At 39.0% G+C, this 4,501-nt stretch carries 4 protein-coding genes; all 4 read left to right on the top strand.

Features of this window, described 5'->3' with window-relative positions; all coding sequences use genetic code 11:
- Nucleotides 1-133 precede the first annotated feature (133 nt).
- The 4 genes from AACT42_RS10015 to AACT42_RS10000 all read left to right on the top strand — a co-directional run bounded on the left by AACT42_RS10015 (nt 134) and on the right by AACT42_RS10000 (nt 4,434).
- On the top strand, nt 134-697 hold the full coding sequence (locus tag AACT42_RS10015; protein WP_094182947.1) for a lasso peptide biosynthesis protein: 564 nt from the start codon (nt 134-136) through the stop codon (nt 695-697).
- 116 nt (nt 698-813) lie between these two features.
- Complete coding sequence (locus tag AACT42_RS10010; protein WP_094132853.1) at nt 814-1,389, top strand: hypothetical protein; 576 nt, start codon at nt 814-816, stop codon at nt 1,387-1,389.
- Nucleotides 1,390-1,562: 173 nt separating this feature from the next.
- On the top strand, nt 1,563-2,633 hold the full coding sequence (locus AACT42_RS10005) for a hypothetical protein (RefSeq protein ID WP_094132855.1): 1,071 nt from the start codon (nt 1,563-1,565) through the stop codon (nt 2,631-2,633).
- A gap of 1,060 nt (nt 2,634-3,693) precedes the next feature.
- A complete protein-coding gene (locus tag AACT42_RS10000; RefSeq protein WP_141194987.1) occupies nt 3,694-4,434 on the top strand; it encodes a hypothetical protein in 741 nt (246 codons plus the stop codon).
- Nucleotides 4,435-4,501: the final 67 nt, after the last annotated feature.

Here is a 4,501-nt window from a genome sequence, read left to right as displayed (position 1 = left end):
CTTCAAGAGGGACAGCCAACGCGTGGTATTTTTACTATGCGTTGGTTTTGGTGATTACGGTGTTATGCGGTAAGTTGGTAGTAGCGTTGTCTGCCCCTTAAGCGGGCGTTAGCTTTCCTAGCTCGGAGTTCATATGAAAACTTTAATTCAAAAAGCAGATCGATTATTTGAAGAGACACCAGATATCTATAAGATAAAAAAAGTCTTTTTCGGAATGCTAGATTATTTACATAAAAATGATTGGCAAGGAGCTTGTCATGCGAGTTCATCTATTATGTATCTGATTCTCAGAGAGCAAGGTGTTGATATTCAGTTATACCTTGGTGAGGTTAAGCGTGGAGACATAGTTTTTGACCATTCATGGCTTGAGTATCATGGTCAGCCCATAGACGCTGCAATTAGTAATACAAATATTCGTGGTTTTAGCTTTCCCCCTGTTTTTTTAGGTTACGAGCTTACTCATTCAAATGTAGAGAAAACATCATCAAATTATTCATTTGTTGAAGGAGAAGGTTTAGACCCAGAAATGTTATTTCACAGTAAAAACTCATTTGGACAGTATTTGGATGGGTTTTCTGGTAATCCAAATGGTTTATGGGGTGTGGCAAAAAACTTTTCTAAGACAATCGGATATAAATTCAATATAGCTAAGGCGAAATCCAGCTACAGCAATGACCGTTGGCAACTAAAAAGCTAACAAACGCTTTAAGAGGGACAGCCAACGCGCGGCATTTTTATTATGCGTTGGTTTTTGCGATTACGGTGTTATGCGGAAAGTTGGTCGTGGCGTTGGTTGCCCCTTAAGCGGGCGTTATGACACAAGAGGACATCAGTATTAAAGAATTATCTTTTGAACCCGAAATTCTGAAAGTTGATGCTATTGAATTTCGTCCATTTATGATCGAATGTGCATTCGACTACTATCAAGTTTGTATTGAATCTCGTCATCAAAGGATGGGCATACAAACCGTTATGTCAGCGCTAGTAATTGAAGTACTCTTAAAAAGTTTCAACGCCAGAGTTACGGGTAACGTTGGGCGGCTAGATGAAACTTATGAGTTTGATCGGAAAGCGGCAATCTCGAAAAATTCTAATGCACATGATTTGATCACTTTGTATGAAGCATTGCCGTCAAATTTGAAAAATTATCTATTCGATGACATCGATTTAGAAATCCTCGAAGTGAATCGAAGTTTATTTAGTTCTAGTCGATATGTATATGAAGCTAAAGCAAATAAAATCCACAATGATGACATTATTAAACTGGCGGCTAGGCTTATTTGTAAAATTGTGTGCCTTTACCGTAAGCAAAATTGTAATGACCCGTTTATAAACGAGTTTGATGTAGAAAAGCTCTTTTTGAGCCATAATCATCCAGTTTGGTGGTAATTGTGTCATAACAAACGCTTCAAGAGGGACAGCCAACGCGTGGCATTTTTACTATGCGTTGGTTTGTGTGGTTACGGTGTTATGCGGAAAGTTGGTAGTAGCGTTGTCTGCCCCTTAAGCGGGCGTTAAGTGTCATTTAGATTCAGGAATCATAAATTGGTTATGGAGTTTTAATGCAAGAAAGTAATAGTCGAATAAACCAAGAATGGGTGACCTTAAATGCCGTTCGAGGCATGGTTAAGATTGCATCCAAAGGAAGCATGTCAAAATCGACATATGATAGTACTTTGGAATTAGGTGGTGAGTTATACCCAGAACTTCTTGGCCCAGAAAATAGTTTATTAAAAAGAGAGCGAGAAAGTGAGACAACAAAAGAGTACCGTCAAATTGCAGAACTAACATCGTTAAAAGATGGTATCTCAGTAACGGCGCTAGATCTAGTTTTACAAGATATTGATAAATATGAATCTTTATTATCTGTAGCTAAAACAAATACAAAAGATCAAAAACGTACAGACCAAATTAAACGTAAGCTTAGTCAACTTGATAAAGCCAAAAAAGAGTTAGAACCTAAGTCTCACAGTGAAAATCAATTAATTTTTCGCGATGCTTATAATGTTGAAAGGAATCTTCCAGAGTTATCAAGAGGGCATGCTCATAAAGATTTTCATTTGCCTGATGGCAAAATTCTCCGAATTCGTGTTCTTCATCCAGATCGGCCTGAGCATATTACCGGTGCTGACATAATTTATGAGCGCCATAACCAAGAATCGGGACGTATTAGTGTTGTCGCAGTACAATATAAAATCTGGGAAGACCGACAGCTATATCTTTCAGATGAACGCATGCTTGGTCAAATAAATAAACTGCGTGATTTTCTCTGTAATAAAAATATTTGCCAATCTGACTCCAGTGAGTATAGGTTTCCATGTTGCTCTGGTTTCTTGCGTCCTACTGATAAGTTACAAGCGGTGGATCAAAAATTTATCTCTACGGGTGAACATTTACCTATTTGCAAGATTAATGAGTGTACGACAATAGGTAAACGTGGTGGTGAATTGCTGAAATACGACGAAATAAAAAAATTCTCGCTTTCAGGAGAGTTGTTCGAGGAATTATTCAACCGCGGTAAAATTGGCTCACGGGAACTAACTCACGAAGAACTTGAAGAGCTCTATCATAATGCGTCTGTTATAGATTCATCTGATACAGTAGTCATTTATGCACAGGAATTTGACACTTAACAAACGCTTCAAGAGGGACAGCCAACGCGTGGCATTTTTACTATGCGTTGATTTTTTTGATTACAGTGTTATGCGGTAAGTTGGTAGTAGCGTTGTCTGCCCCTTAAGCGGGCGTTAGGCAAAGTGAGTTTCTATCAGCTAAATCGAGTTTGAATTGAACGGTAAATCCCATGTTTTCTGGCTTAAGTTAAGCAATAAATAATCATCACCTATTTGTTGTTTCTTGATCGCGTTGAGTTGCTTTTCGTTGTGAGTTTAGCGGCAAAATAACCTTCAGCATCCAAACGTCCGCCGAGCATGCTACGCTCGTCACTTTTCTTCCAAATCGCTCAATTTTAGTTTTTTGTTTCTTTGCTGATTCAGCATTTTGGTTTATAAATGAATCGGTTAGTTTGTTTCAAGTTTACAAAAAAGCTCGTTCTTTGGTTTTGAAAGTCTCGGTGTCAATTGGTTGGCCTAACAAACGGCTCAAGAGGGATTGCCAACGCGTGGCGGCTTTAGTACAAAATTGAAGTTCAGTGTTTAAGTGTGTTTTTTAAGTTCGGCGGTGCGTTGTCAACCCCTTAGCCGGGCGTTAGGCAAGGTGAGTTTTTATCAGCTAAATCGAGTTGAAATTGAGCAGTAAATTCTATGTTTTGTGGCTTAACTTAAGCAATAAATCGTCATCACATATTTGTTGTTTCTTGATCGCGTTGGGTTGCTTTTCGTTGTGAATTTAGCGGCAAAATAACCTTCAGCATCCAAACGTCCGCCGAGTATGCTACGCTCGTCACTTTTCTTCCAAATCGCTCAATTTGAGTTTTTTTGTTTCTTTGCTGATTCAGCATTTTGGTTTATAAATGAATCGGTTAGTTTGTTTCAAGTTTACAAAAAAGCTCGTTCTTTGGTTTTGAAAGTGTCGTTGTCAATCGGTTGGCCTAACAAACGGCTCAAGAGGGATTGTCAACGCGTGGCGGCTTTAGTACAAAATTGAAGTTCAGTGTTTACAGTGTGTTTTTTAAGTTCGGCAGTGCGTTGTCAACCCCTTAGCCGGGCGTTAGCTATTTAGGGATAATTCAATTTGAGATTCGTGACGATACTTAAAGATGAAGATGGTGCTATTTCATCTAGAGAGTTTGAGGATTATTCATATCAAGGGCAAGCCGTCGACGTATGGGCGGAACGTTTTTCAATGGTAGGAGAACGTGACAAGTACATCGTAACAATTCGTGCGAAAGACGGAAATTTTACAGAGCTAGCCACTAGTAAAATGTGTGCTAATCTTCACACCGCTTTTCGCTGGGCTCGCAACAAGCTTGATGGTTATCCGAGTGTTTATGGTGAGCTGGATTTACGGGATAGTAAGTCTGACGCCGCTGTTAAGGGAGAAGGAGCTGAACTCTATATTGCTGGCTATATTATGCTTGAGTTGGGGTACATAGTTTCTGTTGCTAGCCCTAATATGCCAGGCTATGACTTGTTGGTTGTAGACCCCAAGACTAAGAAGTCATGCACGATCCAAGTTAAGTATCGTTCCTCGAACACATCGTCATTGAAGTTAAACTCGACAGATTTCGATTTTTTAGTGTTAGTTGACAAGCCTACTCATGAGATTCAAAAAGTATCCGTAAATGTTTCTCGTCCGATCGCAACATTTGATGTTTGGATCTTAGATAATAAGTATGTAAAAGAGCAAGTTAGAGCTAATGGGGTGTTGTCAAATCCAAGGTATGACATTTTTTACCACAATTGGTCAGTATTAGTTCAACATTTATCTGAAACAAAATACTTAGTATCAAGTTTGAAGTGCGACACTTTTTAAAGATGCGCATGAATATACTCCAGTGGTGTTCTATACCCAAGTCTTTTGCGTGGGCGCGTATTTAATT

It is taken from the genome of Vibrio sp. V15_P4S5T153, from assembly GCF_963874485.1.
GTDB lineage: Bacteria > Pseudomonadota > Gammaproteobacteria > Enterobacterales > Vibrionaceae > Vibrio > Vibrio anguillarum.
Note: the sequence above shows the minus strand (reverse complement) of the source record. Positions and strands in the feature narration are given on the sequence as shown.

Bases quoted from the DNA above. Each gene is read 5' to 3' on its own strand.
- AACT42_RS10015 (WP_094182947.1), top strand. From the start codon at position 134: ATGAAAACTTTAATTCAAAAAGCAGATCGATTATTTGAAGAGACACCA.
- AACT42_RS10010 (WP_094132853.1), top strand. From the start codon at position 814: ATGACACAAGAGGACATCAGTATTAAAGAATTATCTTTTGAACCCGAA.
- AACT42_RS10005 (WP_094132855.1), top strand. From the start codon at position 1,563: ATGCAAGAAAGTAATAGTCGAATAAACCAAGAATGGGTGACCTTAAAT.